Source organism: Mitsuaria sp. BK041 (genome assembly GCF_014193085.1).
GTDB lineage: Bacteria > Pseudomonadota > Gammaproteobacteria > Burkholderiales > Burkholderiaceae_C > Roseateles.
Map to the genome: position 1 here is coordinate 3,138,861 of NZ_JACHYT010000001.1, position 23,864 is coordinate 3,162,724.

The window sequence follows — 23,864 nt, forward strand, 5'->3', positions numbered from 1 at the left end:
GCGGCGATCAACCGCCTTCCGAGTACACGATCTCCGCCGGCTTGAGCTGCTCCAGCGCCTCGTCGCTGGGCCAGAACTTGCCCGCGCCGCCCAGGCCCAGCTCCGCCGTCGCGCCCGCGCGCTTGATCGGGATGCGCAGCTCCAGGCCCTGGCTCAGCACGCCCTGCTCCGTCTCCACCCGTTTGGCGGGCCAGCTCTTGACCAGCTCCAGCACCGTCGCCGCCGGCAGGTTGGGCGCCGTGCGCAGGTAGCGCCCGAAGCGCGCCCGCGCCGCCGCCAGGCTGAACACCTGCTGCACGTTCATCCGCAGCCCGCCCGAGAAGCGGTCGTTCTGCACCTTGCCCACCGCGATGATCAGTTCATCCTCGGCCAGCAGCTCCTTGTTGGCGTTGAGCAGCTCCTCGTTGGCCACCGCCTCGATCGCATCGGTCTTGTCGTCGATCTTGAAGATCGCCACCCGGCCGCGCGAGCCGTTGATCACGCGCATGTCGGACACGATGCCCGCCACCGTCGTCGGCTCGCGGCTGTCCTGCAGGTCCACGATCCGGCGCTTGACCATCTTGCGCAGCTCCGTCTCCGCCTGGTCGAACAGGTGGCCCGACAGGTAGAAGCCGATCGCCGTCTTCTCCAGGCTCAGCCGCTCCTTGATGCCCCACGGCGGCACGTCGACGAACTCGGGCTCCGCCGTCGAGGAACCATGCGTGCCGTCGAAGTCGAACAGTCCCCCCTGGTTGGCGTTCTGCGCCAGGTTGTCCGCGTAGGTGTAGCCCAGCGCCACGCTGGCCAGCAGCCGCGCGCGGTCGGGATGCAGCGCATCGAAGGCGCCGGCCTTGATCAGCGCCTCCACCACCCGCTTGTTGACCGCCTTGCGGTCGACCCGCGCGCAGAAGTCGAAGAAGCTGGTGAAGGGCCCGCCCTCGGTGCGGGCGCGAACGATCGCCTCGATCGCGCCGGCGCCGGTGCCCTTGATCGCCCCCAGGCTGTAGTTGATCTTGCGCGCACGCGGCGTGACGCCCGGCTTGGCGCCCTCCTTCGGCGGCGTGCGCACCGTGCCCTCGTCCGCGCCCATCGGCTCGAAACGCCCCACGCCCAGGTTGATGTTGGGCGGCTCGAACTCGATGCCGAACAGCTTGGCGTCGTTCATGAGCACCTTGAGCTTGTCCGTGTCGTCCGATTCGATCGTCATGTTCGCGGCGAAGAACTCCGCCGTGAAATGGACCTTCAGCCAGCCGGTGTGATACGCCAGCAGCGAGTACGCAGCCGCGTGCGACTTGTTGAAGCCGTAACCCGCGAACTTCTCCATCAGGTCGAAGACCTCGTCGGCCTTGTCCTGATCGATGCCCTTCTCGGCCGCGCCCTTGCGGAACAGCTCGCGGTGCATGGCCATCTCTTCGGCCTTCTTCTTGCCCATCGCGCGGCGCAGCATGTCCGCGCCGCCGAGCGAGTAGCCGCCCAGCACCTGGGCGGTCTGCATCACCTGCTCCTGGTAGACCATGATCCCGTAGGTCTCGGACAGCACCGGCTCCACCAGCGGATGCGGGTACTCGACCACCTCCTTGCCGTGCTTGCGCGCGACGAAGCTGGGGATCAGGTCCATCGGGCCCGGGCGATACAGCGCGTTCAGCGCGATCAGGTCCTCCAGGCGCGAGGGCTTGGCGTCCTTCAGCATGCGCTGCATGCCGCTCGATTCAAACTGGAACACCGACTCGGTCAGGCCGTCGGAGAACAGCTTGTAGGTCCGCTTGTCGTCCAGCGGGATGGTCTCGAAGGCGAAGTCCTTGTGCTCGGGATAGCGCGCGACGATGAAGTCCTTGGCCAGCTCGAGGATGGTCAGCGTCGCCAGGCCCAGGAAGTCGAACTTGACCAGGCCGATGGCCTCGACGTCGTCCTTGTCGTACTGGCTCACCGCCGAGGTCGAGCCCGGCTGCTGGTACTGCGGGCAGAAGTCCGTGATCTTGCCCGGCGCGATCAGCACGCCACCGGCGTGCATGCCGATCGAGCGCACCGTGCCTTCCACGCGCGCCGCCATCTCCAGCAGGCCGGCCACTTCTTCGTCCTGCGCCTCGCGCTCCTCGATCTCGGGCGACTCGTGGCGCGCGTAGACCATCTTGGCCTTGTCCGGGTCGAAGTCCGGCGGCAGCTTGGCCAGCGTCACCGTCTTGCCCGGGGGCGCCGGCACCAGCTTGGCGATCGAGTCCACATGGCCGAAGCCCATGCCCAGCACGCGCCCGATGTCGCGCAGCGCGCCCTTGGCCGCCATCGTGCCGAAGGTCGCGATCTGGCTCACCGCCGGCCGGCCGTACTTGTCCTTGACGTACTCGATGACGCGGTCGCGGTTGCCCTGGCAGAAGTCGATGTCGAAGTCGGGCATCGAGACCCGCTCCGGGTTCAGGAAGCGCTCGAACAGCAGGTTGTACTGCAGCGGGTCCAGGTCGGTGATCAGCAGCACGTAGGCGACCAGCGAGCCGGCGCCGGAACCCCGGCCCGGCCCCACCGGGCAGCCGTTGTTCTTCGCCCAGCGGATGAAGTCGCCCACGATGAGGAAGTAGCCGGGGAAGCCCATCTTGATGATGGTCTCGAGCTCGAACTCCAGCCGGTCGACGTAGCGCTGGCGCACCGCCTCGCGCTTGGCGGGGTCGGGGTAGAGCAGGTTCAGCCGATCCTCCAGGCCCTCATAGGAGAGCATGCGGAAGTACTGCTCCATCGGCATCGGCGTGCCGTCGGCCTGGATCGGCGTCGGGAAGTTGGGCAGCTGCGGCTTGCCCAGCACCAGCGTCAGGCTGCAGCGCCGGGCGATCTCCACCGTGTTGGCGATCGCGCTGGGCAGGTCGGCGAAGAGCTTCTCCATCTCCGCCTGGGACTTGAAGTGCTGGCTCGGCAGGAAGCGCTTGACCCGCTTGGGATTGGCCAGCGTCTCGCCGTCGGCGATGCAGATGCGGGCCTCGTGCGCCTCGAAGTCGTCCTCGTTCAGGAACTGGATGGGATGCGTCGCCACCACCGGCAGCTTCGCCTTGGCGGCCAGCGGCACCAGTTGGCGCAGCAGCGCCTCCTGGCCGGGCAGCCCGGCGCGCTGCAGCTCGATGTAGAAGCGGCCCGGATAGATCGCGGCCAGGCGCCGGGCCCAGTCCAGGGCCTTGGCCTCGTCGCCGGCGATGAGCGCCTGGCCGACCGGTCCGAACTGCATGCCGCCCAGGCAGATCAGGCCCTCGTGGAGTTCCTGCATCCATTCCAGCTTCAACAGCGCCTGGTTGCGCTGCACGTTCTGGATCCAGGCGCGCGACAGCAGCTCGCTCAGGTTGAGGTAGCCCTGGAAGTTCTGCACCAGCAGCAGCACGCGGCTGGGCGGCTTGTCGGTGGCGTCCGGCTCCAGCCAGACCTCGGCCCCCAGCACCGGCTTGACGCCCTTCTTGCGGCAGGCGTTGTAGAACTTCACCCCGCCGAACATGTTCGCGAGGTCGGTCAGTCCCAGGGCGACCTGGCCGTCCTTGGCCGCCGCGCTGGCGGCGTCGTCGATGCGCAGGGTGCCGTCGACGACGGAGTACTCGGTATGGGTGCGGAGGTGAACGAAAGCCATCGGCGGATTGTAAGAAGGCTATGCTCGCCCCCCATCGAACACACGCGCGGAGCGCCCGCGGGACCATGAGCATGACGACCAGCATGACGATGAGCCTCTCGACCACGCCCCGTTCCCGTTCCCGGTCCTGCGCGACCGCGCTGGCGGCGCTGGTGCTGTGCGCGCCGCTGATGGCGCTGGCCGCCACGGCCCCGGCCCAGCCGCCCAAGCCGGCGAAGCCGTCCCGCAGCAGCGCGGACATCCTCGCCACCGCGCCGGCGTCCGTGTGGCGCGACGTCGACCCGGACAACCTGTTGGTGATGACCTTGCCGCAGGGCCAGGTGTTCATCGAACTGGCGCCGCGCTTCGCCCCCGCGCATGTGGACAACATCCGGGCGCTGGCCCGCGGCGGCTACTACGACGGGCTGGCGATCGTGCGCGTCCAGGACAACTTCGTCACCCAATGGGGCGACCCCAACGCCGATGACGAGGACACCGGCATGAAGGGCAAGGGCAAGCCCTTCCCCGCGGGGGCGAAGGCCCACCTGCCGGCCGAGTTCTCGATCCCGCTCAAGGGGGTGCCGATGACGGTGCTGCCGGACGTCGACGGCTGGGCGCCGCGGGTCGGCCAGGTGGACGGCTTCGCCGCGGCGGCGGATCCCAAGGCCGGCAAGGCCTGGCTGGCGCACTGCTACGGCAGCGTCGGCGCCGGCCGCGGCAACGCGGCCGACTCCAGCACCGGCGCCGAGCTCTATGCCGTCATCGGCCAGGCGCCGCGCGGGCTGGATCTGAACATCACGGTCGTGGGCCGCGTGCTCAAGGGCATGGAGTTCCTGTCCTCGCTGCCGCGCGGCGGCGCGGCGATGGGCTTCTACGACAAGCCCGAGCAGCGGCTGGGCATCGAGCGCGTGGCGCTGGCCGCGGCGCTGCCGGCCGAACAGCGGCCCGCGCTGCAGGTGCTGCGCACCGACACGCCGACCTGGCAGGAGCTGCTCGACGCCCGCCGCCATCGGGGCGGCTGGTTCGTGCACAGCCCGGGCTACACCGACCTGTGCAGCGCCGCCGTCCCGGTGCGCGTCAAGCCGGCCGCCGGGCCGGAGGTCAAGCTCAACGAGCCGAAGTCGCCCGAGACCCGTCGCTGAGCGCATCCGCGCCCCCGGGGCGCGGTCGCCGGCCGCCCTACAATCGCGCGTTTTGCTGATCCTGCGCGGCCCCGCGCCGCCGCACCGGCATGAACGCTGCTGTCCCGCCTGAACCCCTGCCCGTCCTGAACATCTCCTGCTACCTGTTCGTCGCCATCGAGGCGCCGGATGCGTTGCGGGACACGCTGCACGAGCGCGCACGCGCGCTCGACCTGAAGGGCACGGTGCTGATCGCCGAGGAGGGCATCAACCTGTTCCTGGCCGGACCCGCCGAGGCGGTGCGGACCTGGGTCGGCGCGCTGCGCGCGGATCCTCGCTTCGCCGCGCTGGCGCCCAAGGAAAGCTGGAGCGACACCGTGCCGTTCCGCAAGCTGCTGGTGAAGGTCAAGCCGGAAATCATCCGGATGAACCATCCGACGATCCGCCCGGACCAGGCGCCGCGCGCGCCCGCGCTGCCGGCCGCCACGCTGCGCCGCTGGCTGGACCAGGGCCATGACGACGAGGGCCGCCCGGTGGTGACGCTGGACACGCGCAATGCCTTCGAGGTCGACGTCGGCGCCTTCGACGGCGCGATCGACTGGCGCATCGCCAAATTCAGCGAGTTCCCCGAGGCGGTCCAGGCCCACCGCGCCGAACTGGCCGGCAAGACCGTGGTCAGCTACTGCACCGGCGGCATCCGCTGCGAGAAGGCCGCGCTCTACCTCGAGCAGGACGCGCGCGCACATGGCGTCGACACGCGGATCTACCAGCTCGAGGGCGGCATCCTGAAGTACTTCGAGGAAGTGGGCGGCGCGCATTACCACGGCGACTGCTTCGTCTTCGACGAGCGCCGCGCCGTCGACCCCGAGCTGGCGGCCTCGCCCGAATCCGTCATCGAATGAGCGATCGCCCGACCTTCGGCGCCCGGCTGATGAAGCTGCTGGGATTCGCCGTGCTGGCGACGGCGCTGCTTGCGATGGCCTTCCGCGCGCCGGACCGGCCGCTGGAAAGCCTGATCGCGCGCTGGGCGCCGCCGCCGTCGGACTTCCTCGAGCTGAAGCTGCCGGGCGGCCAGGTGCAGCTGGTCCATTTCCGCGACGAGGGTCCCCGCTCCGACACCACCCCCATCGTGCTGCTGCACGGCACCGCCGCGAGCCTGCACACCTGGGAGGGATGGGTGAAGTCGCTGAGCGCGACGCGCCGCGTCATCACGCTCGACCTGCCGGGCTTCGGCCTGACCGGTCCCTCTCCTCTAGGCGACTACAGCGACGACGCCTATGGCTCGTTCCTGTGGTCCTTCTTCCAGCAGTTGCAGATCAGCCGCATGGTGCTCGGCGGCAACTCGATGGGCGGCGGCCTCGCCTGGCAGTACGCGGCCCGGCATCCGGAACAGGTCGCGGCCCTGGTGCTGGTCGACGCCGGCGGGCTCGACCTGCCCAGTGCCTCGGTGCCGGCCGGCTTCCGGCTGCCGGACTCGCGGCTGCTGCACTGGCTGGCCGGCGTGTTCCTGCCCCGGCCGCTGGTGGACCGCAGCGTGCGCGAGGTCTATGGCGATCCCTCCAAGGTCGATGCGGCGCTGGTGGACCGCTACTTCGAGCTGACGCTGCGCGAAGGCAACCGCGAGGCGCTGACGCAACGCCTGGCACAGCGCACGCCCGGCCGCCACGTCGAGCTGCTGGCGCGCATCCAGGCGCCGACGCTGATCCTGTGGGGCGGCCGGGACCGCCTGATCCCGCCGGTGGCGGCCACGCGCCTGCATGAGGCCATCGCGCACAGCACCGTGCAGATCTTCCCCGGACTGGGGCATGTCCCCCAGGAGGAGGACCCCGCGTCCACCGTCCAGGCCGTTCACACGTTTTTGCACTCTCCTTAACCCTGATGGCCGCCACGCCTGCGGCATTGCAACAATCCCCCCCATTCCGGACCCGCCTCCCCCGAAGCGGGAGCGAGCCGCCCAAGAGGCGGAACCGGAAGTCCATTCCACGATTCCTGCTCAATCACAAGGAGCCTTCATGCAACGACGACAACTGATCGCCCGCGCCGCCCTGACCGCCTGCGCCCTGCTGGCCACCGCCGGTGCCGTGCACGCCCAGGCCCCTGACTGGAAGAAGATCCGCATCGGCGTCGAGGGCGCCTACCCCCCGTTCTCCGAAGTCGGCGCCGACGGCAAGCTCAAGGGCTTCGAGATCGACCTGGCCTACGCGCTGTGCGCCGAGATGAAGGCCGAGTGCACGCTGGTGCAGCAGGACTTCGACGGCCTGATCCCGGCGCTGCAGGCCCGCAAGGTCGACGCGATCATCGCCTCGGTGTCCATCACCGACGAACGCAAGAAGGTCATCGCCTTCTCCAACCCCTACTACAACACCCCGGCCCGCTTCACCGCCAAGGCCGACGCCAAGTTCGACTTCTCGCCCGCCGGCCTGAAGGGCAAGAAGATCGGCGTGCAGCGCGCGACCATCCATGAGAAGTTCGCGACCGACACCTTCAAGCAGAGCGAGATCGTCCGCTACGCCACGCAGGACCAGGCCTTCCTGGACCTGAAGTCGGGCCGCGTGGACCTGACGCTGGCCGACCTGGTCGCCGCCGACGTCGGCTTCCTGAAGACGCCCGCCGGCAAGGGCTACGCCTTTGTGGGCCCGAGCTACGACGACGTGAAGTACTTCGGCGTCGGCTCCGGCGTGGGCCTGCGCAAGGCGGACGAGAAGGTGCTGGGCAAGAAGTTCAACGACGCCATCGCCGCGGTGAAGGCCAACGGCACCTTCAAGAAGCTCAACGACAAGTACTTCGAGTACGACATCTCCGGCAAGACGGCCAAGTAAGCGGCCGGTCCGCCCCGGGAGGGCCCGCGCACGCGGCCCCTCCCCCGGGCACCGGGACCCGGCCGCGCCGGGTTCCCGCCCCACGCCTGCCCCCCACTCCCCGCGAACGATAGCGATCCCCACCGATGAACCTGCACGGTTACCTGCCCAGCCTGCTCGAGGGCGCCTTGCTGACCCTGGGCGTGGCCCTGAGCTCGATGGCGCTGGCCATGGTGCTGGGGCTGCTCGGCGCGATGGCCAAGCTGTCGAAGTACCGCGTCGCCAAGGGCGTCGCGACCGTCTACACGACGCTGATCCGCGGCGTGCCCGACCTGGTGCTGATGCTGCTGATCTTCTTCGGAGGCCAGGTCGCGGTGAACGCGATCGCGCTGCAGCTCGGCCACGAGGAGTACATCGACATCAATCCGTTCGTGGCCGGCGTGGCGACGATCGCGTTCATCTTCGGCGCCTACCTGACCGAGGCCTTCCGCGGCGCCTTCCTGGCCGTGCCGCCGGGACAGCGCGAGGCGGGCCTGGCCTTCGGCATGAGCCCGGCCCAGGTCGCCTGGCGCATCACCTTCCCGCAGATGTTCCGGCACGCGCTGCCGGGCCTGTCCAACAACTGGCTGGTGCTGATCAAGAGCACCGCCATCGTGTCGGTCATCGGGCTGCACGACCTCATGATGCGGGGCTCGCAGGCCGCCGCCGGCACGCGCGAACCCTTCGTGTTCTACCTCGCGGTGGCGCTGATCTACCTGCTCTTCACCTCGGTGTCCGAACTGGTCTTCGACCAGCTGCAGAAGCGCCTGTCCACCGGCGTGCGCCGCCACTCGCTGTGAGCGCGACCCGCCGCCCGCGCCGTCACGCCCCCGCCCGACCCGACCGAACGATTTCCCCATGAACCTGGACGCCATCGTCGAGAACCTCCCGCGCTACCTCGAGGGCGCGGTCGTCACCTTCGAGCTGCTCATCGTCTCGCTGCTGATCGGCCTGGCCCTGGCCATCCCGCTGGCGGTGCTGCGCACCCTGCCGATCAAGTGGCTGTCGCGCACGGTCTGGGCCTACACCTACGTGTTCCGCGGCACGCCGATGCTGGTGCAGCTGTTCCTGATCTATTACGGCCTGGGCCAGTTCGAGTGGATGCAGCGCAGCGCGCTGTGGCCGCTGTTCAGCTCGGCCTGGTTCTGCGCCTGCCTGACCTTCGTGCTGAACACCGGCGCGTACACGACGGAGATCATCGCCGGCTCGATCCGCTCGCTGCCGCACGGCGAGATCGAGGCCGCCAAGTCGCTGGGCATGAGCCGCTGGGTGATGCTGCGCCGCATCGTGCTGCCGCACGCGCTGCGCCGCGCGCTGCCGGCCTACAGCAACGAGGTGATCTTCATGCTGCACGGCACCGCGCTCGCGAGCGTGGTGACCATCATGGACGTCACGGGCATCGCCCGCGACATCAATGCCACCTACTACATTCCGTTCGAGGCCTTCATCACCGCCGCGCTCTTCTACTTCACGATGACGCTGGTGCTGGTGGGGCTGTTCCACCAGGCGGAGAAGCGCTGGCTCAAGCCCCTCATGCCGCGCTGACCCGCGCTGGCCCCGCGCTGACGCTTCTCGCCCCGCCCCCGCCCCGCTTCCCCATTTCCAGCGCGCCGCCTCCCCGCGGCCCGCGCCGCCACCCCACTCCGATGCAACTCCGACAACATCCGCTTCCGAGCCCCACCCCGGGCACGCAGCGCGAGCTGGTCTCGCTGCACTACGGCCGCCCCGGCGAGGGCCAGAAGGTCTACATCCAGGCCTCGCTGCATGCCGACGAACTGCCCGGCATGCTGACCGCCTGGCACCTGCGCCGCCACTTCGACGCGCTCGAGGCGGCCGGGCGGCTGCGCGGCGAGATCGTGCTGTTGCCCATGGCCAACCCGATCGGGATGTCCCAGTGGTGGCTGCAATCGCATCTGGGCCGCTTCGAGGGCCTGTCCGGCGAGAACTTCAACCGCCACTACCCCGAGCACATCGAGGCCGCCGCGCGCCATGCCGAGCCTCGTCTGGGGGCCGACGCGGCGCACAACGTGGCGGTGCTGCGCGCCGCGCTGCGGACCGAGATCCAGGCCGGGAGCGCCGACACCGAGCTCAAGGCGCTGCGCAAGACGCTGATGCTGCTGGCCTGCGACGCCGACGTGGTGCTGGACCTGCACTGCGACGCGCAGGCGATGATGCACCTCTACACCGAGACGCCGTGCTGGCCGCAGTGCGAGCCGCTGGCGGCCTACCTGGGCGCGGCGGTGACGCTGCTGGCGACGGACTCCGGCGACAACCCCTTCGACGAAGCCTGCTCGCAGGTCTGGTGGAAGTGGGCCCGGCATTTCGGGGATCGCTTCCCGATTCCGCAGGCGACGCTGTCGGTGACGGTGGAGCTGCGCGGCCAGCAGGACGTCAGCCATGAACTGGCCGCCAAGGACGCGCAGGCGATCGTCGACTTCCTGATCCACCGCGGCGTGATCGCCGCGGACGGCGCGGTGCCGCCGGTGCCGGTGCCGGTGCCGGTCGGCGACGCACGGCCGCTGGCCGGCTCGATGCCGATCCCCTCGCCGGTGGGTGGGGTGCTGACCTTCCTGCGGGAGGTCGGCGAGGAGGTCAAGGCCGGCGACGTGATCGCGCAGGTCATCGACCCGATCACCGCTCAGGTCACCGACCTGAAGAGCCCGGTGGACGGGCTGCTGTTTGCACGCGACACGCTGCGCCTGGTCACGGCCGGGGCGCGTGTGGCGAAAGTCGCGGGCCGCGAGGCGACCCGCACCGGAAAACTGTTGGGAGCCCGTTGATGTCCGCGGCCAGTCTTGTTGTCGACAACCTCCATAAGCGCTACGGCGATCGCGAAGTCCTCAAGGGCGTGAGCCTCGCCGCGAAACCGGGCGACGTGATCACGCTGATCGGGTCCAGCGGCTCGGGCAAGAGCACTTTCCTGCGCTGCTTGAACCTGCTGGAGCAACCCCACGAGGGCACGCTCCGCCTGGGCGAGGAGCAATTGAAGCTGGTGCGCGACCGCGACGGCAGCTTCAAGGCCGGCGACGCCGCGCAGCTGCAGCGCTGGCGCGCGCGGCTGGCGATGGTGTTCCAGAACTTCAACCTGTGGGGTCACCGCACGGTGCTGGAGAACGTCATCGAGGCGCCGGTGCATGTGCTGAAGCAGTCCCGGGCCGAGGCGATCGAGAAGGCCGAGGCCCTGCTGGCGCGGGTGGGCGTGTCGCACCGCAAGGACGTCTACCCGGCGCAGCTCTCCGGTGGCGAACAGCAGCGCGTGGCGATCGCCCGCGCGCTGGCGGTGGAGCCGGAGGTGATGCTCTTCGACGAGCCGACCTCGGCCCTGGACCCGGAGCTGGTGGGCGAGGTGCTGAAGGTGATGCGCGACCTCGCCGCGGAAGGCCGCACGATGATCGTCGTCACGCACGAGATGGGCTTCGCGCGCGAGGTGTCCTCGCACACGATGTTCCTGCACCAGGGCCGCGTCGAGGAGCAAGGCGACCCGCGCGAGGTCCTGATCAAACCGCAGAGCGAGCGCCTGAAGGCCTTCCTGAGCGGTGGATTGAAATAGGTCCGCCTGCCGGCGCCTGGCTGCGCCGAGCCACAAACAAGCGAACGGCCCGGGCATGCCCGGGCCGTTGTTCATGGAAACACGGCGGCGAGCCCGCGATCGCGCACCATGCGCAGCAGCCGGAGTTCCGCTCCTTGCGGTCCCTTGCCGAGCCCCTGTTCCCAGCGCCGGAACTGACGTGCGGTCGTATTGAGGATGCGGGCCAGCGTGTACACGCTGTAGGTCGACTGCTCGCGGATGGCGCGGAAGTCCTCGGCGCGCAGCGGTTGCGGCGCTGACATGCCGACGCGCTCGATCGTGCGCAGGTCCTCGTCGTTGAAGGTCCCACAACCGTGGAGGTCGCGGCTCAACCGAAGCAGGCGTTCCATCGTTTCAGACTTGCGTTTGCGCATCACAGTTCACTTCCTTCAGCTTGTTGCTCTCGATTGAATCGGACAGCTCGCGGATTGATTTGGACGTCAGCGCCTGCCCGATCGCACGGCACGCATCCCAGGTGTCTGTATCGAGCTGATCCTGCTTGCTCTTCGCATAACCCTCGAGGAAGAACCAGGGGCCATCCCCTCGCGTCGCGACGATCACGCGATACCCACCGCGCTTGCCAGCCCCGGATCGTGCGATCCGCTTCTTGAAGAGTCCACTACCGAGATCTGCATCGATCAGCCCGCGTTCCATTTCAGCGACGGCGCGGCACAGGTCCTCTTCTGCGCAGCGCCTGCTTCCTCATCCAGCGCTGAAATCCATCGACCAAGAACACGGCACTCCTCATTCGACCTCCGGGCAAGATTGCGACACGCGCGCTCAGTGACAGGCCGCGCTAGCAAAGGTCTCACGCTGAAGACGGCCTTCCGATGGGGGACACCTTCGCGCACGCCGTCCGCCGCTCGTCGGTCTCAGCCTGTCGAGCACCGCCCTCTCATCCGCCAAACCGCCGCGCCGAAAACGGCGCCGCATCGATGAACGGTGGCTCTCCGGTCATCAGGTCCGCGAGCAGCCGCGCGCTGGCGGGGCCGAGCGTGAAGCCCTGGTGGCCGTGCGCGAAGTTGAACCACAGTCCCGGGTGCCTCGGCGCCGGGCCGATGACGGGCTTCATGTCGGCGCTGCACGGCCGGCTGCCGACCCAGGGCTCGGACTCCACCGGCTCCCCCAGCTCGAGCAGCCCGTGCGCCTGCGCTTCGGCGCCCGTCAGCTGACGCGGCGTGAGCGGTGCGTCGATGCCGGCGATCTCGGCGCCGGTGGTCAGTCGCAGTCCGCGCCGTTGCGGCGCCAGCACATATCCGCGCTCCGCGTCCAGCGTCGGCATCGTCACGCGCCCGCCACCGCAGTAATGGCGGTGGTAGCCGCGCTTGACGAAGAGCGGCAGGCGGTAACCCAGCGCGCGCACGAAGCGGTCGGACCAAGGCCCCAGCGCGACCACGGCTTGCGCGCCTTCCAGACGGCCCTGATCGGTTTCCAGCGCCCAGCCGTAGGCGGTGGGCCGCGCCGCCGTCGCGTCGGCCTGCACGAAGCGTCCGCCACGCTGCAGGAAGGCCTGCGCGTAGCGCTCGACGAGCTCCCCGGGATCGTCGACGCTCCACGACGGCAGCCAGTGCACGGCGCCAGCCAGGCGCGTCCGGAAATCGGGCTCCGCCGCTGCCAACGCGTCCGCATCCATCGCGACGAAACGGACGCCGTGCTCGCGCTGCACCCGCTCGGCGTCGCGCACCGCCTCGTCGAGCGCGCGCGGCGTGCGGAAGACGAGGCGCAGTCCGTCGCGCCGCACCAGATCGTCGGCGCCGGCCAGCGCGATGTAGCGGGCGTGCTCGGTGGTCGCGTGAACGATCAAGGCGGCGTAGTCGCGCGCGATGGCGTGGTGCCGCGCGGGGGCGGAGTGGCGCCAGTAGCGCCACAGCTGCGGCAGCGCGGCCAGCAGCGCGCGCGGGTGGTAATGCACCTCCAGGCCCCGCCCCAGGGCCGCGGACAGCAACGATCTCGCGTCTCGCGGGAAGGCATAGGGCTCGACCGCCTCGCGCTGGATCACGCCGGCATTGCCGAAGGAGGTCTCCTGCCCGGGCGGACGGCGGTCCACCAGCGTGACCGCGTGGCCGCGCAGGCTCAGCTCCAGCGCGGTGCAGGTGCCGATCATGCCGGCGCCCAGGACCAGGATCTCCCGTGTCATCGCCCGTGTTCCTTCCTTCTTCCTTCTTGCTTTTGCCTCGATCGCCTCAGGCGTACTTGTCACCGACCAGCGCGCGCACCGGGTGGGTGTCGTACAAGATGGTCATGCGCTGGATCCGGCCCTGCTCGTTGAAGTCGAAGACATCCACGCAATCGAAGCGGACCTCGGTGCCGTCCCGCAACTGCCAGTGATACACGAAGTAGGCCATCGCGCGCGATGCGCCCTGGGCGCTGAGCAGGATATCCAGCACCTCGATTCGGCTCTGCCCCGAGGCGTCACGTACCTTGTCGAAGAAGGGCCGCGGGCTCATGCAGCCGAGGAACGGCGACACCACCTGCGCGTCCTCGGTGAACAAGGCCACGATGCCCTCGACGTCGGAGGCCTCGAGGCGATCGAGGTAGCGCTCGACCACGGCGACGTTCCCGGCGTCCGGCAACGTCGATTCGGAGATGTACTGATTCATGAATAGTGCGCATGCCTTCAGTAGGAAGCTGCCCGAATCGTACGAAGTAGGCGCCTCGTCGACCAGCGAAAGCTTCTCATGCGAGCCATGCGCTAGGATCATGGCGATGACGCCCCGATCCACCCTCCCGCCGCTGCAGAACCTGCAGGCTTTCGTCGCTGCCGCGGAGGCAGGGAGCTTCACCCAGGCCGCGAGCGCGATGCACCTCACCCAAGGCGCGGTGAGCCGGCAGGTGTTGACGCTGGAGGCGCATTTCGGCTGCGCGCTCTTCACGCGGCAGGCCCGGGGCCTCGCACTGACCTCCGAGGGCGCCGTGCTGCTGGCGGCGGTGCGCGAGGCCCTCGCCGGCATCGGCGCGGCGAGCGCGGCGATCCGCCGTCAGGCGGCGGTGATCAATCTCCAGGTGCCACCCACGCTCGCGGCCCGCTGGCTGCTGCCGCGCCTGCCTCGCCTGCGCCAGGCCCTGCCCGACCTCGAACTGCGCATCTCCACCAACTGGACCGATGCGCCGGACTTCGCGCGCTCCAGCGTCGACGCGATCATTGCCCACGGGCACGGTCGCTGGCCCGACGTCGACCAAGTGCTACTGATGCGCGAACGGCTCACGCCGATGTGCTCGCGGGCCATGGCGACGCGATTGAAGACGCCCGCCGACCTGGCCAAGGTCGAGCTGCTGCATCCCGGCCCCGAGCGACGCGAGTGGCGACGCTGGTTGGACGGTGCCGGTGTCGAGGGCGTCGACGGCGCCAGCGGCCATGTCTTCGACACCCTGGACCTGGCCCTGTCGGCGGCCATGCGCGGACAGGGGGTGGCCATCGCCGACCCGCGGATGCTGCAGGAGCTCGTGGCGGACGGCATGCTCGTGACGCCCTTCGGCGCCCAGGTCGGCTCGGGGAACGGCTACTTCCTCACCTGGCCGCCGGCCCACGGATCGAAGCGCGGCCTGAACGAGCTCCGCGCCTGGCTGTCGAAGGAGTTCTCGAGCCGGCGCTGATCCGGCCCCGTCGCGGAAAGGGCGCGAGCCCGCACCAGCGGCGCCCGGCAGGCGGCGCGGCGGCGCGCGGACGCCCTTGCTCAAGCCTCGACGATGACCTCGAAGCCGCCGAAGATCATGCGCTGGCCGTCGAACGGCATGCTCGCCGGATCGTGGTTCATGCGCGGGTCCTCCATCGACTTCTTCATGCCCTCGTCGCGCACCTGGCGCGACGGCCAGACGATCCAGGAGAAGACCACCGTCTCGTCGGGCTTGCGCTGCACCGCCATCGGGAACGAGGTCACCTTGCCCTCGAGCACGTCGTCGCCCCAGCACTCCACGACCTGCAGCGCGCCGTGGTCCTTGAACACCGCCGAGGCCTCCTGCGCCAGCTGGCGATAGGCCTCGCGCTTGGCGGTGGGCACGGCGATCACATAACCATCCACGTAGTTCATTGCGGTCACTCCGGTTGATCACGCGGCTCACGGCCACGTCCTGCACGACGAACGGCGGCGCGCGAGATCGACATCCTCGTCGCGCATGGCCGGATCGGGTGCCTCCGCCCCTCCACGGAAGGGGAAATGCCGCCATGCGCCGCGCGGGCGCGCGTCGACACGCCGCAGCGCGGGCAATCGGGGCGCCCGGCCCCGTCGTGGTCGACAGGCCGGTCCGCGTCGCCCGACGCGCCCGCGCGCTCAGCCGTAGACCGACTTCTCCGGCCGCCGCGCCAGCACCGCGATCGGCGGCGCCCAGCGCTCGCCGCGCGGCTTCTTGCTGGTCACCAGCGTGATCTCCGAGGGCTCGAAGACCTCGACGTTGTGCGTGATCGGCGTCGTCAGCAGGTACTGCGCGCGCGTGCTCTTCAGGAAGTGGCCCACCAGCTGGATGTTGCGCACGTCCAGGTGGGCGAAGGGCTCGTCGATGAAGACGAAGCCGCCCGGCGCGTCGTCGTCCTTCATCAGCCCCACCAGCAGGATCAGGCTCTTGAGCACCTGCTGCCCGCCCGAGGCCTCGCCGTCGTTCAGGCCCACCTCGCCCTTGCCGTCGAAGTTGAACTTCACGTGCAGCCCGGCCTGCGCCAGCACCGTGTCGTCGTTGTCCAGGTGAGGCAGCTCGGCCTGCGCATGCACGCCGGCGAGCTCGCCCAGCTCCTGCACATTCTTCTTGTAGCGCCGCACCGTCGCGCGCAGCACGTCGATGTAGCGCTCGCGCGCGTTGAACGCGGCGATGCGCGCCATCTCGTTGCTCGCGCGGCGGTCGTCGAGCTGCGTGGTCTGCTCCAGCACCGCGACCTGCATCCGCGCATGGCGCTCCTGCACGCCGGCATCGGTCTCCCACACGCCGGTGTCCAGTTCCTGCTGCACGTGGCGCGAGGCGATCTCCGCCTGCTTGGCGTTCTCGAACTCGTCGCGCAGCGCCTGCAGCCGCATCGGATGCACCCAGGCGGCGGGGAACTTCGTCCGCGCCTCGCGCGAGGCACGGGCGGTGGCGATCAGGTCGTCGCGCTTGCCGGCCCAGTCGCGCTCGGCGCGCAGCACGTTGTCCTCGCTGGCCTTGAGGCTGGCCTGGGCGGACTCGTAGTCGCGCTCGGTGCGGGTGGCCGCGGCCACGGTCCGGTCGTGCTCCTGGTCCAGCGCGGCCATGCGGGTCGCCGCCTCGATGCGCGACTGGCGCAGGCCCGGCAGCCGCGCCCGCGCCTCGGCAAATTCCTCGGCCCGCTCCACCAGCTCCTGCGCCGCCTTGTGGCCCTGCGCCGCGCGCTGCGCGTCCTTGAGCTGGCGCTCGATCTCGAGCTGCTCCTTGGCGAGCTTGGACAGCTCCAGGTCGTAGCGCGTCAGCTCCTTGTCCAGCGAGGCGCGCCGCGCATCGAGCGCGGAGTCGCCGAACTGGTACTCGCGCGGCTCGACCCACAAGCTGCGGCCGCCGCGGCCATCGCGGTAGTAGGCCTCGGTGGTGATCCATTCGCCGCCGGCCTGGGCGCCCTTCTCGGTGTCCGCGACGCAGCGGATCGAGGCCAGTTGCCGCAGCAGCCAGCCCGGCGCCTTGGCGTTGAACTTCAGCACCGACAGCAGGCTGTCCTTCGGGCTCACCGCCGGCGCATGCTCGCCGTCGGCGACCACGTAATGCCGGTAGCGCTCGCGCGAGGCGATGCGGTAGGCCTGGCTTTCGTCGCTGGCGCGGGCCAGCACCACCACCCAGCGCGACGGCCGCAGGAAGCCCTCGGCCGCGGCGCGCCACGCGTCGTCGGCGATGTCGATCGCGTCGGCCAGCACGTGGTGCGCGATGCCGGCCTCGTCCAGCGCCTTGCGAAAACGCGTGACCTCCGCCGGCGGCGGCGGCACGCGATGCCCGGTCAGCTCGTCCATCGCCTGCTGCGCCTTGCGCTGCTGGTCGTTCTGGCGCGTGAAGCTCTCGCGCAGCTGATGCTGGCGCGTGCCGAGTTCCTCGAGCTTGGCCGTCAACGCCGCGCCATCGGTCTCGACCGCGGCCAGCGCCTTCAGGTCGTCCTCGCGCTTGGCGAGCTGCTCCATCGGGCGCTCGCCGTCGCGCGCCGCCTCGAAGGCCTGGCGCGCTTCCTTGCGCTGCTGCTCCAGGTCGGCCAGCTTGTCCTTGGCCGCCTCCTGCGCCTTGAACAGCGCCAGCAGCTGCGCGCGCTTGTCGCTGATGCCGCGCTCGTCGGAGCGCGCGAACAGCCGCTGGCGGTGCAGCTCGCGCAGCTGCTGCGCGGTGCGCTGGCGCTGCTCGCTCCACTGCAGCACCGGCACGACCTCGGTGGCCAGGCGCTCGCGCTCCTTGAGCCGCAGCTGGTACTGCTGGTAGCTGTTGACGCGGTTGGACAGGTCGGACAGCTGCGCCTGCGCGTGCGACAGCTCGTGCTGCGCCTGCTCGACTTCCTTGACCAGCTGCTGCTGGTGGTTGCGCGCCAGCTCGTAGCGGTCCAGCACTTCCTGGTCGCCGAAGACCTCGAACACCAGCCGCAGCAGTTCCTTGGAGGAGAGCTCGCACAGGCGGTCCGTCTGGCCCTGCTCCAGCGCCAGCACGCGGCCGATCGCGCGCGTCAGGCCGGCGGCCTCCAGGCGCTTCTTCCAGGCCTCGATGCCCAGCCAGTCCTTGTCGGCCTTGGTGTCGAGCTCCTCGATCTCATGCACGCCGTCGACCAGGATGTAGCGGCGCACCCAGTCGCCGCCCTGGCGCGAGATGCGGCAGGCCAGCGTCACCTGGTCCGCGTACAGCAGCGAGCTCGCGAACGGGCGGCTGCTGTTCTGGCGGCCGCGCGGGCGGTTGTCCACCAGCGCGCGCAGCCAGGCGTGCTCGGCGTTGGCATGGCGGGCATAGGTCTTGTAGGTGCGGCCGCCGGAGCACTCCAGCCCCAGCAGCGTCCGCATCGCATCCAGCAGCGTGGTCTTGCCCGAGCCGTTGGGCCCGGCGATGGTGATGATGTTGCCGTCCAGCGGCATCGAGACGCGGCGGCAGTAGTCCCAGTGCAGCAGTTCCAGGGATTGCAGGTGAAACATCAGGCGTCGCTCAGGTCGGATTCTTCGTTGTGGCGGGCGGCCAGGATGGCATTCAGCATCGGGCCGGATTCCGCATCGGTGCTGCGCGCCAGCACGTCGGCCAGCGCGCCGTCCAGGATGCGCGGCGCCAGCGTGTCGTAGTCCAGCAGCAGGTCCAGCAGCGGGCCCTCGCAGATGTCCTCGCCCTTGCGGGTGATGAAGCCCTGGCGCTCCAGCAGCTTGAGGTTGGCGTCCAGCCGCATCTTCTTGCCCAGCTGGTTGCCGAAGTCGGCCAGCAGGCTGCGGTAGGACAGCGTCGGCGCGCTGCTCGCGGCGCTGGGCAGCGGCTTGTCCTTGGCGAACATCTCGCCCTGCCCCTCGGCGGCCTCCTCGGCGCGCGCGAGCTGGCGCTGGCGCTTGGGCAGCACGATCAGCGCCCACACCACCACCAGCAGCGCCACGCCGTCGCGCGGCAGGTCCAGGTTGTTGTTGGAGGCCAAGCCGGTCTCGCCGAACACGGCGACCTCGGCCGGGCGCAGCATCGCCAGCGTGATGTGGTCGGCGTAGACGTTGTCCACCACGCGCAGGCCCACGGCGGCCACGCGCTCGTTGACCGCGCGCCAGAGCTCCTGGTCGATCAGCGCGCGGCGCACCAGCGGCTGGTTGCGCGGTAGCCAGCGGCGCGCCAGCAGTTGAGCCGCCAGTTGGGCGGCGTCGTCGAGTTGATTGCTCATGACTGGGAAGGCGGTTCGGCGTCGACGCTGGCGTCGACGGCAGGTTCGGCAGGTTCGGGTACGGTGCTGGCGGCGGTGTCGGCCGCCTCGGCGGTAGCAACGGCCGCAGCGCTCTCGGTGCCGGCGACCGCGGCCTTGCGGCGGCCGCGCTTGGGCGTTTCCTCGGGCGGGCGCCACTTGGGTTCGGGCTCGGGCTCGGCCGGCGGCTCCACCTCCGTCGAGTGCAGCACGCCCTGGCTCATCCAGCGGACGTATTCGTCGTCGATCTCGCCTTGCGCGGCGGACCAGCGCACCCGCCAGGGCTGGCGCGCCATGTCGCCGGTCGCGCCGGCCAGATGCTGCGCCTGCGGGTCGCCCAGAAGCGGCAGCAGCTGCGCGCGGTAGGCGGCGCGGGCGTAGCTGCCGCCCAGCACCGCCGGCCGCAGGTCGTTGAGCTGCACGCTGTCGCCGCTCCAGCGGCCCAGCAGCGCCTGCAACTGGCCCATCTCGGGCGGCAGGCTCATCACGGCCAGCTCGCCCGGGGGCGCGGCCAGGCCGCTGGGCAGCGGCTCGGGCGTCGGCGGCACCGGCCGGTCGCGCTCGAACTCGGCCTCGCAGCCGTCCAGCAGTTCATGCTGCGCGACGAAGACCGGATGCACCGGCCGAGACAGCGCGCCCAGCGCCAGGTTTTCCAGGAACGGGACCTCCTGCAGCCAGCGCCGCACGTCGGTCGTCGTGATGCCGGTGGAGCCCAGCGTCACCCGCTGGCGGTCGGCCTGCTGCAGCGCGCGGTTGAACTGGCTGGCCATCGCCAGCAGCCGCGCCTGCGCCAGGCCGAGCTCGCGCGCCAGGCGCTCCAGGCGCGCGTTGCCGTCGTTCTCGGCCTGCCGGATGATCGCGGACAGCGCCTCGCTGGCGCGCTCGACCAGCTTGAGCGCGCGCTCGAAGCGCATGCGCGCGCGGCGCAGATGGAACTCGGAGCCCGAGGCGATCGCGTCGGCGAACTCGTTGTAGAGCCGCGAGAGCTGGGCCAGCAGATGCTGCAGCTGCGCCGGCTCCAGCGTGCCGAGCTGCTGCGCGCCCGCCACGTTGGCGAGCAGGCCGGCCAGGTCGCCGTCCTCGTCGGCGGCCTGGCCCTGCGTCAGCGGCGAGACCATCGCCATCAGCTGCTGCGCCAGCGGCGTCACGCCGTACTGCTGGTTGGACGCGTCCCAGGCCAGCAGCTGCGCGTCGCGCAGGCGCTTGAGCACCAGCTCCAGCGCCTCGTCGCGCAGCAGGTGGAAATGGCGGTTCAGGTCGTCGCGAGAGAGCCGCGAGTGCGGCAGGCTCATCAGCTCGATGAACACCCAGACGCGCAGCCGCACCAGCGTGGACGGGCCGTGGAACAGCGCGCGCTGCGCGGCCAGCAGGGCCTCGTTGCGTTCCAGCTGCCACCACAGGAGGGAGTCCTGCGGGAGCTGGCCTTCGCGGAAATGGTCTTCGAAAGAGGGTTCGGGGAGATCGTCGCGCAGAGCGTCGTCCGCGCCTCCCGGGGTCAGGGTCATGGGGCGGGATTATCGCGCCCCCTCAGACGGGTCCGAGCGCCCTTCGCATCAGGGTCGCCCCGGGGCCGAAGCTGGCCAGTTTCTGCGCCAGCGCGGAGCCCGAAGGCGCGTCCGCGGCGGCGAAACCCTGGCGCTGCCAATACTCGCGCGAGCCCTGCACCGCCACCAGCGCGATCTGCGCCAGGCCCATGTCCTGCGCGCGGTTCACCACCTGCCGCAACAGCTTGCGGCCCAATTGCCGCGAGCGCCCCGCCGGCGACACCGCCAGGTCGTGCAGGTACAGCGTGCGCGGCGCGCGCGCGGGCGCGACCTCCTGCGCATCGAGGGCCGGCAGTTGCCCGTCGTCCACCGGCAGGCTGACGACATAGGCCAGCGGCTCGCCGGCCTCGACGGCCAGGTAGGAGCAGTGCAGGTGGCGCGCCGCGCGCAGCTTGGCCTCGAAGGCCTCGGCGCTTTCCAGGAACTCGGGCCCATAACACTGGGCCTGCAAGGCGAGCACGGCGGGAAGGTCCGCCGTGCCGATCACTTTCAACTGCAGCATCAAACGAAGTCGCCGGCCGATCGCGCGTTCCAGTGGTCGGAGATCCCCGAGAAGAAAGGCGACAGCAGCGGCGTGAAGAGACAAACGAAGGCCAGGATGTTGAGCGCGACGCTCAACCAGAACACCCGCCGGAAGCCCGGCTTGGCGCTCTTATGGCGAAGCAGGTGCTGGGCCAGCAGCGCGCCGGGCCAGCCGCACAACAGCGCGAGCCCATGCAGCGTGGACTCCTTGACGCGCCACTGGCCCAGCCGGGCGGCACGCTTGTCCAGCGCGTAGACGATGAAGGTCGCGAAGCTCATCGCGACATAGGTGCCCCACAGCCCACGCGGCAGCGGCCAGGCCAGGTGCGTGAGCAGCACCAGCGTGGCGAATCCCGGCACCAGCCAGAGCGAGGCACCGGTGTCGGCGGATTGCTTGGGGGATGGGGCCGCGCCGCGCAGCGGCTGCGACCGGTCGCGCGGCCGGGCCGCGCCGCCCGGGCGTGGCGCCGGGCCGGCGGGGGCCGGCTTGGGCTCGAGGCTCTTGACCTCGAGCGCGCGGGGCTTGCCCTGCGCGTCGGCGCCGGGCTGGTAGCTCACGCGCTCGCCGACAAAGGGCCGGCGGGCGCGCAGGCCGAAGGCGCTGATGTGCACGAAGCGCTTCGGGCCGCCGTCGGACGGCGCGATGAAGCCGTAGCCCTTCGCGTCATCCCACTGGACGATCCGACCCTCGACGCGCATCCCTCAGCGTTCCCCTTCAGTCCGAGCCGCGAGGGCTCAGTAGCCCTTGCGCGGGCCCTTCTTGACGAAGCCGCCGCGGTCGTCGCCGCCTTGGCGCGGCCCCTTGAAGGCCGGCTTGGCCGGACGGCCTTCGAAGCCTTCGTTGCCCTTGAAGGCCGGGCGCTCGGCGCGCGGGCCGTAACGGTCGTTGTTCTCGGCCGAACGATCGAAGCGCGGATCGAAGCCGCCACGGCGCTGCTCGAAGCCGCCGCCGTTGCCGCCCTGGCCGCCACGCGGGCCGCCGAAGTCACGCTGCGGACGGTCCTGGACCTGACCGTCGCGACGCTCGAAGCGGTTGCCGCCGCCGAAGCCCTGGCCGTCGCGCTGCGGACGATCGCCGAAACGCGGGCGGTCGCCGAAGGGACGGTCGCCCTGCGGGCGGTCACCGAAACGCGGACGGTCGCCGCCTTGCGGACGCTCGAAACGGTTGCCACCGCCGAAGCCGCCCTGGCCGCCTTCACGACGCTCGCCGAAGGCCGGGCGGCCTTCCGGACGCTCGAAGCGGGCGCTGTTGTCGAAGCGGTTGTCGCCGCCGCCGAAACCACCGCGGTCGTTGCCACGGAAGCCACCGCCCTGCGGACGGCCGTAGCCACCGCGACCGCCGCCGAAGCCGCCACGGTCGTTGCCGCGGAAGCCGCCACGGTCACCGCGGTCGAAACCGGGGCGCGACGGGAAGATGCGCGGCTCTTCGTTGCGCGGCTCCAGGCCTTCGATGCGCGAGACCGGGATCTGCTGCGTCGTGAACTGCTGGATGCGCTTGATCATCGAGATGTCGCCGCGCTCGGCCAGCGTCACCGCGATGCCGGAGCGGCCGGCGCGGCCGGTGCGGCCGATGCGGTGGACGTAGTCCTCGGCCTTCATCGGCAGGCCGAAATTGATGACGTGCGAGATGGTCGGGACGTCGATGCCGCGGGCGGCCACGTCGGTGGCGACCAGCACGCGCAGGTCGCGGCGGCGCAGCGCCATCAGCGTGCGGTTGCGCTTGCCCTGCGGCATGCCGCCGTGCAGCGCGGCGACGCGATGGCCGATGGCCTCCAGCTGCTCGGCCAGCCACTCGGTGTCCTGCTGGGTGCTGGTGAAGACCACCGCCTGGTCGACGTCGCGCTCGCCCAGGATGTGCTCCAGCAGCTTGCGCTTGTGCATGCCGTTGTCGGCCCAGTGCAGGCGCTGCTCGATGTTCTCGTGAGTCTCGGTGTGGCCCGACACGTCGATGCGCTGCGGGTCCTTCATCAGCTGGGCCGCAAGGCGGCCGGTGTTGCCGGCGAAGGTCGCGCTGTACATCAGCGTCTGGCGGGTGGCGGGGATCTGCTCGGCGACGAAGTTGATGTCGTCGATGAAGCCCATGTCCAGCATGCGGTCGGCCTCGTCGAGCACGAACATCGTCACGTTCTCGAGCTTGCAGCGGCCGCTGTTGATGTGGTCGAGCAGGCGGCCCGGGGTGGCGATCAGGATGTCCAGGTGGCCGCTGAGCGCGCGCAGCTGGTGGGCGTAGGGCATGCCGCCCAGCACGGTGGCCACGCGCAGGCCCTGGATGTGGCGGCCGTAGGTCATCGCGGACTTGGCGACCTGCATCGCCAGTTCGCGCGTCGGGGCCAGCACCAGCACGCGCGGGCCGATGGTCTTGGTCTTGCTGCCGGCGGCGCGCTCGGCGCGGGCGGTCAGCACCTGCTGCAGCGCGGGCAGGATGAACGAGGCGGTCTTGCCCGAGCCGGTGCGCGAGGACACCATCAGGTCCGCGCCGGTCAGCGCGGGGGGAATCGCCTGGGCCTGCACCTCGGTGGCGTTTTCGTAGCCGGAGTCCTTGACGGCGCGCAGCAGCGCGTCGTGCAGGCCCAGGGCGGAGAACGGCGTGCCGCTCGTTTCCGCGTCGTTGCCGAGTTCGCCGGCTTCGATCTGGGAGTCGAGCTCGTCGTTCTGGTTCTGGGCGTCGGCGTTCATGTCGTGGTCGAAACTCATCTGTCTTGCAATCCAAAGGCACGCGCCGCCACCGACGCCGAAGGACGGCGTCCGCGCTGGCGCGCTATGGCCTGTCATGCGATCTCGATCGGATCGCGGCAGGACCGTGATGTCGCTGGGAGAAAGCTCGCGTCGATCACCAGGCAAGAGAGACACGCGCAGCGCGGCCGCCGAAGCAGCCCACGAGCGGGTGGAAGGGCCTGGTG

21 protein-coding genes are annotated in these 23,864 nt (G+C 70.2%); 9 read left to right on the top strand and 12 right to left on the bottom strand.

From position 1 onward, the window contains the following. Positions 1 to 7 precede the first annotated feature (7 nt). Entirely contained in the window at positions 8 to 3,574 is a 3,567-nt protein-coding gene (gene dnaE, locus FHT38_RS13240; protein WP_147240192.1) for a DNA polymerase III subunit alpha, read from the bottom strand. Between the two features lie 65 nt (positions 3,575 to 3,639). On the opposite strand from dnaE, the gene FHT38_RS13245 reads away from it, so the two are divergent. The 8 genes from FHT38_RS13245 to FHT38_RS13280 all read left to right on the top strand — a co-directional run bounded on the left by FHT38_RS13245 (position 3,640) and on the right by FHT38_RS13280 (position 11,061). Next, positions 3,640 to 4,695: a peptidylprolyl isomerase gene (locus FHT38_RS13245; protein ID WP_255488679.1), complete on the top strand. Its 1,056-nt coding sequence runs from the start codon at positions 3,640 to 3,642 to the stop codon at positions 4,693 to 4,695. A gap of 89 nt (positions 4,696 to 4,784) precedes the next feature. Next, positions 4,785 to 5,576, top strand: a complete 792-nt coding sequence (locus FHT38_RS13250; protein ID WP_183492053.1) for a sulfurtransferase — start codon at positions 4,785 to 4,787, stop codon at positions 5,574 to 5,576. After that, positions 5,573 to 6,547 (top strand): alpha/beta fold hydrolase, encoded by a 975-nt coding sequence (locus tag FHT38_RS13255; protein WP_183492054.1) that lies wholly within the window; start codon positions 5,573 to 5,575, stop codon positions 6,545 to 6,547. The genes FHT38_RS13250 and FHT38_RS13255 overlap by 4 nt, the downstream gene beginning before the upstream one ends. A 139-nt stretch (positions 6,548 to 6,686) precedes the next feature. After that, positions 6,687 to 7,493 carry an ABC transporter substrate-binding protein gene (locus tag FHT38_RS13260; RefSeq protein ID WP_091733175.1) on the top strand — a complete coding sequence of 269 codons (807 nt, stop codon included), beginning with the start codon at positions 6,687 to 6,689 and terminating at the stop codon, positions 7,491 to 7,493. Positions 7,494 to 7,618: 125 nt separating this feature from the next. Beyond that, on the top strand, positions 7,619 to 8,311 hold the full coding sequence (locus tag FHT38_RS13265) for an ABC transporter permease (protein WP_091733171.1): 693 nt from the start codon (positions 7,619 to 7,621) through the stop codon (positions 8,309 to 8,311). 58 nt (positions 8,312 to 8,369) lie between these two features. Further along, complete coding sequence (locus FHT38_RS13270) at positions 8,370 to 9,056, top strand: ABC transporter permease (RefSeq protein ID WP_091733164.1); 687 nt, start codon at positions 8,370 to 8,372, stop codon at positions 9,054 to 9,056. A 101-nt stretch (positions 9,057 to 9,157) separates the two neighbouring features. After that, positions 9,158 to 10,291 (top strand): succinylglutamate desuccinylase/aspartoacylase family protein, encoded by a 1,134-nt coding sequence (locus FHT38_RS13275; RefSeq protein WP_183492055.1) that lies wholly within the window; start codon positions 9,158 to 9,160, stop codon positions 10,289 to 10,291. Next, on the top strand, positions 10,291 to 11,061 hold the full coding sequence (locus tag FHT38_RS13280) for an ABC transporter ATP-binding protein (protein WP_183492056.1): 771 nt from the start codon (positions 10,291 to 10,293) through the stop codon (positions 11,059 to 11,061). Before FHT38_RS13275 ends, FHT38_RS13280 begins: the two co-directional genes overlap by 1 nt. Positions 11,062 to 11,132: 71 nt before the next feature. Here FHT38_RS13280 and FHT38_RS13285 read toward each other — a convergent pair whose 3' ends face one another. The 4 genes from FHT38_RS13285 to FHT38_RS13300 form a co-directional block, all read right to left on the bottom strand. Further along, a complete protein-coding gene (locus FHT38_RS13285) occupies positions 11,133 to 11,453 on the bottom strand; it encodes a DNA-binding transcriptional regulator (protein WP_183492057.1) in 321 nt (106 codons plus the stop codon). Beyond that, positions 11,434 to 11,733 carry a type II toxin-antitoxin system RelE/ParE family toxin gene (locus FHT38_RS13290; protein WP_183492058.1) on the bottom strand — a complete coding sequence of 100 codons (300 nt, stop codon included), beginning with the start codon at positions 11,731 to 11,733 and terminating at the stop codon, positions 11,434 to 11,436. The genes FHT38_RS13285 and FHT38_RS13290 overlap by 20 nt, the downstream gene beginning before the upstream one ends. 241 nt (positions 11,734 to 11,974) lie before the next feature. Further along, positions 11,975 to 13,216, bottom strand: a complete 1,242-nt coding sequence (locus FHT38_RS13295) for an FAD-binding oxidoreductase (RefSeq protein ID WP_183492059.1) — start codon at positions 13,214 to 13,216, stop codon at positions 11,975 to 11,977. A gap of 46 nt (positions 13,217 to 13,262) precedes the next feature. Next, a complete protein-coding gene (locus FHT38_RS13300; protein WP_183492060.1) occupies positions 13,263 to 13,679 on the bottom strand; it encodes a nuclear transport factor 2 family protein in 417 nt (138 codons plus the stop codon). Between the two features lie 106 nt (positions 13,680 to 13,785). Between FHT38_RS13300 and FHT38_RS13305 the strand changes: the two genes are divergently transcribed. Further along, a complete protein-coding gene (locus tag FHT38_RS13305) occupies positions 13,786 to 14,673 on the top strand; it encodes a LysR substrate-binding domain-containing protein (RefSeq protein WP_183492061.1) in 888 nt (295 codons plus the stop codon). 80 nt (positions 14,674 to 14,753) lie between these two features. Here FHT38_RS13305 and FHT38_RS13310 read toward each other — a convergent pair whose 3' ends face one another. From FHT38_RS13310 to FHT38_RS13340, 7 genes are all read right to left on the bottom strand, one after another. After that, on the bottom strand, positions 14,754 to 15,107 hold the full coding sequence (locus FHT38_RS13310; protein ID WP_183492062.1) for a DUF1428 domain-containing protein: 354 nt from the start codon (positions 15,105 to 15,107) through the stop codon (positions 14,754 to 14,756). A 240-nt stretch (positions 15,108 to 15,347) separates the two neighbouring features. After that, positions 15,348 to 18,167 (bottom strand): ATP-binding protein, encoded by a 2,820-nt coding sequence (locus FHT38_RS13315; protein WP_183492063.1) that lies wholly within the window; start codon positions 18,165 to 18,167, stop codon positions 15,348 to 15,350. Beyond that, a complete protein-coding gene (locus FHT38_RS13320; protein WP_254783565.1) occupies positions 18,167 to 18,880 on the bottom strand; it encodes a hypothetical protein in 714 nt (237 codons plus the stop codon). The genes FHT38_RS13315 and FHT38_RS13320 overlap by 1 nt, the downstream gene beginning before the upstream one ends. Next, positions 18,877 to 20,403 carry a hypothetical protein gene (locus tag FHT38_RS13325; protein WP_183492064.1) on the bottom strand — a complete coding sequence of 509 codons (1,527 nt, stop codon included), beginning with the start codon at positions 20,401 to 20,403 and terminating at the stop codon, positions 18,877 to 18,879. The genes FHT38_RS13320 and FHT38_RS13325 overlap by 4 nt, the downstream gene beginning before the upstream one ends. 22 nt (positions 20,404 to 20,425) lie before the next feature. Beyond that, entirely contained in the window at positions 20,426 to 20,944 is a 519-nt protein-coding gene (locus FHT38_RS13330) for a GNAT family N-acetyltransferase (RefSeq protein ID WP_183492065.1), read from the bottom strand. After that, positions 20,944 to 21,663 (bottom strand): cold shock and DUF1294 domain-containing protein, encoded by a 720-nt coding sequence (locus FHT38_RS13335; RefSeq protein ID WP_183492066.1) that lies wholly within the window; start codon positions 21,661 to 21,663, stop codon positions 20,944 to 20,946. Before FHT38_RS13335 ends, FHT38_RS13330 begins: the two co-directional genes overlap by 1 nt. A 36-nt stretch (positions 21,664 to 21,699) precedes the next feature. Further along, complete coding sequence (locus FHT38_RS13340; RefSeq protein ID WP_255488680.1) at positions 21,700 to 23,658, bottom strand: DEAD/DEAH box helicase; 1,959 nt, start codon at positions 23,656 to 23,658, stop codon at positions 21,700 to 21,702. Positions 23,659 to 23,864 lie beyond the last annotated feature (206 nt).

Coding starts and splice junctions, on each gene's coding strand:
- dnaE (WP_147240192.1), bottom strand. CDS start 3,574: ATGGCTTTCGTTCACCTCCGCACCCATACCGAGTACTCCGTCGTCGAC.
- FHT38_RS13245 (WP_255488679.1), top strand. CDS start 3,640: ATGAGCATGACGACCAGCATGACGATGAGCCTCTCGACCACGCCCCGT.
- FHT38_RS13250 (WP_183492053.1), top strand. CDS start 4,785: ATGAACGCTGCTGTCCCGCCTGAACCCCTGCCCGTCCTGAACATCTCC.
- FHT38_RS13255 (WP_183492054.1), top strand. CDS start 5,573: ATGAGCGATCGCCCGACCTTCGGCGCCCGGCTGATGAAGCTGCTGGGA.
- FHT38_RS13260 (WP_091733175.1), top strand. CDS start 6,687: ATGCAACGACGACAACTGATCGCCCGCGCCGCCCTGACCGCCTGCGCC.
- FHT38_RS13265 (WP_091733171.1), top strand. CDS start 7,619: ATGAACCTGCACGGTTACCTGCCCAGCCTGCTCGAGGGCGCCTTGCTG.
- FHT38_RS13270 (WP_091733164.1), top strand. CDS start 8,370: ATGAACCTGGACGCCATCGTCGAGAACCTCCCGCGCTACCTCGAGGGC.
- FHT38_RS13275 (WP_183492055.1), top strand. CDS start 9,158: ATGCAACTCCGACAACATCCGCTTCCGAGCCCCACCCCGGGCACGCAG.
- FHT38_RS13280 (WP_183492056.1), top strand. CDS start 10,291: ATGTCCGCGGCCAGTCTTGTTGTCGACAACCTCCATAAGCGCTACGGC.
- FHT38_RS13285 (WP_183492057.1), bottom strand. CDS start 11,453: ATGCGCAAACGCAAGTCTGAAACGATGGAACGCCTGCTTCGGTTGAGC.
- FHT38_RS13290 (WP_183492058.1), bottom strand. CDS start 11,733: ATGGAACGCGGGCTGATCGATGCAGATCTCGGTAGTGGACTCTTCAAG.
- FHT38_RS13295 (WP_183492059.1), bottom strand. CDS start 13,216: ATGACACGGGAGATCCTGGTCCTGGGCGCCGGCATGATCGGCACCTGC.
- FHT38_RS13300 (WP_183492060.1), bottom strand. CDS start 13,679: ATGAATCAGTACATCTCCGAATCGACGTTGCCGGACGCCGGGAACGTC.
- FHT38_RS13305 (WP_183492061.1), top strand. CDS start 13,786: ATGACGCCCCGATCCACCCTCCCGCCGCTGCAGAACCTGCAGGCTTTC.
- FHT38_RS13310 (WP_183492062.1), bottom strand. CDS start 15,107: ATGAACTACGTGGATGGTTATGTGATCGCCGTGCCCACCGCCAAGCGC.
- FHT38_RS13315 (WP_183492063.1), bottom strand. CDS start 18,167: ATGTTTCACCTGCAATCCCTGGAACTGCTGCACTGGGACTACTGCCGC.
- FHT38_RS13320 (WP_254783565.1), bottom strand. CDS start 18,880: ATGAGCAATCAACTCGACGACGCCGCCCAACTGGCGGCTCAACTGCTG.
- FHT38_RS13325 (WP_183492064.1), bottom strand. CDS start 20,403: ATGACCCTGACCCCGGGAGGCGCGGACGACGCTCTGCGCGACGATCTC.
- FHT38_RS13330 (WP_183492065.1), bottom strand. CDS start 20,944: ATGCTGCAGTTGAAAGTGATCGGCACGGCGGACCTTCCCGCCGTGCTC.
- FHT38_RS13335 (WP_183492066.1), bottom strand. CDS start 21,663: ATGCGCGTCGAGGGTCGGATCGTCCAGTGGGATGACGCGAAGGGCTAC.
- FHT38_RS13340 (WP_255488680.1), bottom strand. CDS start 23,658: ATGAGTTTCGACCACGACATGAACGCCGACGCCCAGAACCAGAACGAC.